4 protein-coding genes are annotated in these 4,834 nt (G+C 53.3%); 2 read left to right on the top strand and 2 right to left on the bottom strand.

Features of this window, described 5'->3' with window-relative positions; translation table 11 throughout:
• Nucleotides 1-1,646, bottom strand: a 1,646-nt coding sequence (locus RTM06_RS22575) for a TonB-dependent receptor domain-containing protein (protein ID WP_312184779.1), incomplete at its 3' end; no start/stop codon positions are given.
• A 196-nt stretch (nucleotides 1,647-1,842) separates the two neighbouring features.
• Between RTM06_RS22575 and RTM06_RS22570 the strand changes: the two genes are divergently transcribed.
• A complete protein-coding gene (locus tag RTM06_RS22570; RefSeq protein ID WP_256698850.1) occupies nucleotides 1,843-2,730 on the top strand; it encodes a MurR/RpiR family transcriptional regulator in 888 nt (295 codons plus the stop codon).
• Nucleotides 2,731-2,732: 2 nt separating this feature from the next.
• On the opposite strand, the gene RTM06_RS22565 is transcribed toward RTM06_RS22570, so the two are convergent.
• Nucleotides 2,733-3,650 (bottom strand): DMT family transporter, encoded by a 918-nt coding sequence (locus RTM06_RS22565; RefSeq protein WP_312184778.1) that lies wholly within the window; start codon nucleotides 3,648-3,650, stop codon nucleotides 2,733-2,735.
• 168 nt (nucleotides 3,651-3,818) lie between these two features.
• Here RTM06_RS22565 and RTM06_RS22560 point away from each other — a divergent pair, with 168 nt between their 5' ends.
• A complete protein-coding gene (locus RTM06_RS22560) occupies nucleotides 3,819-4,733 on the top strand; it encodes an alpha/beta hydrolase (RefSeq protein ID WP_312184777.1) in 915 nt (304 codons plus the stop codon).
• The last annotated feature ends 101 nt before the right edge of the window (nucleotides 4,734-4,834 follow it).

Raw genomic sequence — 4,834 nt, 5'->3', positions numbered from 1 at the left:
CCGTTAATGCTCAGCGACATATCGCGCTCGTCAATGCGATACAGCGCCACGCTGGCAAAAAGCTTCGGTGAAATCTGCCATTTGCTGCCCACTTCCCATGTGGTGCCCTGTTCCGGTTTTCCGACGTTGCCGTCATCATCCACATCGGTCGATGGTGTGAAGGATTTACTCACGCTGGTGTAGAGCGAAACGTCCGGCGTCACTTTGAAGATCAAACCAGCCTGCGGCAGGAATTTGTTGCCATCGCTGTCCAACGTTTGCACCACCGGATCGAAGCCTTTCGATGCGCGCTGCTCGTAATGCTGATAGCGCCCGCCAAGCACCGCAATCCAGTTTTCCGTCAAACTGATGCTGTCTTTGGCATAGATGGAACGGCTGTGCGTGCGGTTGAGGTTATTAGCGTTGGCGGTGTTCTCGGTGCTGCTGTTGGTGATCGGCGACAAAATATCGTACTGCGGATCGTTAAAGTTAAAACCGGTGTTGGCTTTGCCTTGGTACTGATGCGCGCGATAGGTTTGGATCATCTCGTAATCGGTACCCAAAACCACATCGTGCGTCATGCCGAAAACTTGCTGTGAGCCGATCAAGTCCCAGGAAACGTATTTGGTTTTGTGGTTGAAGCCGCGATTGGCATCGGCGCGACGCGTCACCACGCCGGTGTTGGGATTGACTGCGGTGACGCGCACTTCATTGTTATCGTATTGGCGCTGGTTCCAGCCGAGGGTAACGCGCGTGCTCCAGTCGTCATTAAACTGCCAGTCATAATGGGCGTTGAGGGTTTTGTTGTGGCCCCACGCATGGTTGGCTTTGTCATCCAGACGATCTTTGTAGCCGATATCAATCGGTTTGCCGTTGATAAATGCGGTGCCGCGATCGTAAGGAATGTCGTATTGATAATCAGAATAGCTAATCAGGAAGCTGGCTTGCTCACCAAACCACTGCAGCGAAGGCGCGATCAGCGTGTGCTTTTCACTGCCAAAATTGCGCCAGTAATCCTGATTCTGTTTTTCCGCAATCAGGCGGAAGGCGAAGCCGTTGCCGAGCGGCCCGGTGATATCCACGGTGCCCGCGCCGCCGCCTTCACTGGAGGTTCTGCCGCTGACTTTGGTGTGCCATACATACTGCGGCTTCTTGCTTATCACATTGATTACGCCACCCGGATTTTGAATGCCGTACAGCAACGATGCTGAGCCTTTCAGCACTTCCACGCGCTCGCTGGTGGCATCAAAGTTCAAACCCTGGCTACTGCGCACCCCATCGCGATAGATCGAACCATCCGAATTGCTGCCAAAGCCGCGACGTACAAAGCCATCTTCGGTGCCGGCCAGCGTGTTGCCTTCCGTCACGCCGCTGACAAAGCGCATTGCATCGGTAAGACTCGACGCCTGAAAGTCTTCAAGTTGCTGCTGCGTCACCACGCTGACTGACTGCGCCTGGTTAATACGCGGCGTAGACGTTTTAGTGCCGACCGAACTATTAGTGACGTTGTCACCTTGTGCGTTCTCTTCCTGCGCTGAAACGGTGAGCGTGCTGCTTTCCTCAGCGGCAAAACTGCTGGCGGAACTCCAGAGGCTAACGCCGTAAATCGCAGCAAGGATGGCTGGATGGCGTTGGGATTTAAAAGTGAAGGGCTTGTTGTTATTCATTCATCATTAACCTGGTGCAATGCAATTGAGAATCATTCAACCATGTTGTAATGTAGTAGTAAATGGAAATAATTTCGAACCTATTACACTTTTATTGGTATAAATTCATTGTCTTACATATTTTAGTCTTGGTAGTAATTGCGTAATTCACTACAAACTTTCAGTAATAATCTCACTCTTAAAGAGCAACCAGCAGATGAACAGAAATAGCAGTAAAAGTCGTGTGGATGTTCTGGGTGAACGCTATCGATCGCGCGCGCCGACATTATCATCCAGCCTGCAAGCGGTGGCGCGTTACATCCATGACCACCGCGAAGTGGTTTTGGATGCCACGGCGATGGAAATTGCCGACGCCACCCACACCTCGGATGCCACTGTAGTTCGTGCGGTGCAGGCATTAGGTTTTGCCGGTTTGCGCGATTTGAAAACCACGCTGACCGCCTGGTTTGGCCCGGCGATGAATTCTGAAGAGAAGATGAGCGCCACCGTGGGCGAACTCTCGTGTGATATCAATTCGGGCATCGATTTTGTGCTGAGCGGCCATAAACGCGCCTGCGATGCGTTATCTGAACCGCACAATCGGGAAGCGGTCGCCAAAGCGGTAACACATCTTATAGATGCGCGTCAGGTAGCGCTGTTTGGCATCAATGCTTCGGGGATTTTGGCGGATTACAGTGCGCGTTTGTTCACGCGTATTGGGATTCCGGCGGTGACGCTCAATCGCTCCGGTATTGCGCTGGCGGAACAGTTGATTGGGCTGCAGCGTGGTGATGTGCTGATTATGATGGCGCAGAAGTCGGCGCACCGTGAAGGCATCACCGCACTGAAAGAGGCGAAACGTCTTGGCATGCCGGTGATTTTGCTGACTAATGCGCTGGATTCAGCTTTCGCTAAACAGGCGGATGTGATTATCAACGTGCCGCGCGGCGGCGAGAATGGTCGCATGCCGCTGCACGGAACGGTGCTGGTATGTCTGGAGATGCTGATTTTGTCGGTGGCTTCCGCGACCTCATCGCGTACGGTTAAAACCATGAAGCGTATTCAGGACCTCAATCGATCGCTGAAGCCATCCGGCAAAAAGTAAGGCTATTTGCTGGCGCTGCTGTTTACAGCGGCGCGTTTGCCGAAGCCGTTGCTGGTGACCAGCCATACCGCGCAGACAATCAGCAGCGAACCGCTAATAAAGCCCTGATTGATCTCTTCACCCAGCACTAACCAGCCCCATAAAATGCCAAACGGCGGGATCATAAATGTCACGGTCAGCGTGCGCAGCGGACCAATATCGGCGAGCAGGCGAAAGTAGATGATGTAAGCCAGCGCGGTGCAGATAAACCCAATCGCCAGAATGCTGGCCCAGACTTCAGGAATTTGCCAACTTGCCGCTGACGTTTGCGGTGCGCTAAAAGCAAAGATCGGCAGCAGAAAGACTGACGCGCCAAGTTGGGAACCAAAGGCGACTTTGGTGGCATCAAGACCGCCACGTGCACCGATCCAGCGCTTGGTCAGGAAACCGGCAAAACCATAACAGGCGGTAGCGATCAAACAGGCTAATATTCCGCCAATTAACGTGCTGCTGAGATGCGCTTCTCCGGTGGTACTGATGACAATAATTCCACTGAATCCGGCGATCATGCCGATAACTTTATTAACTGTTAGCTTTTCGTCGAAGAAGGCCGCGCCAATAATCACACCCATCAACGGCGTAGTGGCGTTGAGAATCGCCGAATAACCCGCCGGCAACACGCGTGCCGCGAGGCAGTACATCAGGAATGGAATCGCCGAGTTGATAACGCCCAGCAACATCGCCCAGCCCAATTTGCCGTTAAAGCGGCGCGGAATGCGCATCACCGCCATGATGATCAGTAAACCCAACATGCCGCAGAATACGCGTAAAAATGCGGTATTCACCGCGCCCAGCGCCGGAACCGCAATGCGCATAAATAGAAAACTGGCACCCCAAATCGCCGCTAAAATTAACAGCCGCAACAGATCCGATGTTCGCATAGGTTTCACAATTGTTAAGAAAGAGTCGCGCACAGAATAGCAAACAACCCACTCCGTAGGGTCGCCATTAATGGCGACCGATGTCGCTGTGCAGAAAATTTTTCTTATGTTGTGATCATCAGGTAGTATTTAGGAATTGATCATTTCCTAAATATGCGGAGAGCGAAAATGCCAGCATCAGTTATCAAGCACGCGCCGGGCTGGACGCAGCCATTCAACGCGTTAGACGGATTTTCCCATCATTACGCCACCGTTGACGGCGTGCGTTTGCATTACGTCAGCGGCGGCAATACCAACGGGGATTCATTACTTTTACTGGCAGGATTTCCACAAAGCTGGTTTGCCTGGCGGCAGGTGATGGCGCTGCTGAGCGATCGCTATTTCATTATCGCGCCAGATTTACCCGGCCAGGGCGACTCGGACAAACCGCTCAGCGGCTACGACACCATATCGCTGGCGCAGAAAGTGCAGGGCTTGATGCAGCAGTTAGGGCATACAAGCTATTACCTCGCTGCGCATGATGTCGGCGCGTGGGTTGCCTGGCCGTATGCCACATTGTTTAGCGATCAGGTGAAAAAGCTGGCGCTGCTCGATGCCGGCATTCCTGGTGTCACTTTGCCAGAATCGCTGCCCGCCACGCCGGATAAAGCGTGGAAAACCTGGCATTTCGCGTTTCATCTCTTACCGGATTTGCCGGAAGCACTTATAGAAGGGCGCGAAGCAATCTACCTCGAGTGGTTCCTGAAACGCAAAGCGGCCAGCCCGATGGTGTTTGGCGATGAAGACATGGCGGAATATACCCGTTTGTTACAGCAGAAGGGCGCAATACGCGCCGGAATGGCCACTTATCGTGAAGTGACGATTTCGGCGGCGCAAAACCGAACGTTGCTTCGTGAACGCGGTAAATTAGCCTTGCCGTTACTGGCGATCAGCGCCGATCAGGGTTCGATTCCGGATATGGCGTTGCCGTTGCGCGAGTTCGCGGCGGATGTGACGGGAATTAAAATAGCGCACTGCGGTCACTTCATCCCGGATGAGCAACCGCAGGCGCTGGCCGATGCGCTGCACGAGTTTTTTAATTAAACGTAGGGTCGCCATTCATGGCGTAATACCGCTCAGTTAAGCGCGGAGCGACTTTCGTTCGCCCTGTGCTGAGGCAGTTGCAGCACCTTCGTGCGGCGATC

The organism is Pantoea sp. CTOTU46764 (genome assembly GCF_031974595.1).
Taxonomy (GTDB): Bacteria; Pseudomonadota; Gammaproteobacteria; order Enterobacterales; family Enterobacteriaceae; genus Pantoea; species Pantoea trifolii.
This window is presented reverse-complemented; position numbering and strand designations above follow the sequence as displayed.

Coding starts and splice junctions, on each gene's coding strand:
- RTM06_RS22565 (WP_312184778.1), bottom strand. CDS start 3,650: ATGCGAACATCGGATCTGTTGCGGCTGTTAATTTTAGCGGCGATTTGG.
- RTM06_RS22560 (WP_312184777.1), top strand. CDS start 3,819: ATGCCAGCATCAGTTATCAAGCACGCGCCGGGCTGGACGCAGCCATTC.
- RTM06_RS22570 (WP_256698850.1), top strand. CDS start 1,843: ATGAACAGAAATAGCAGTAAAAGTCGTGTGGATGTTCTGGGTGAACGC.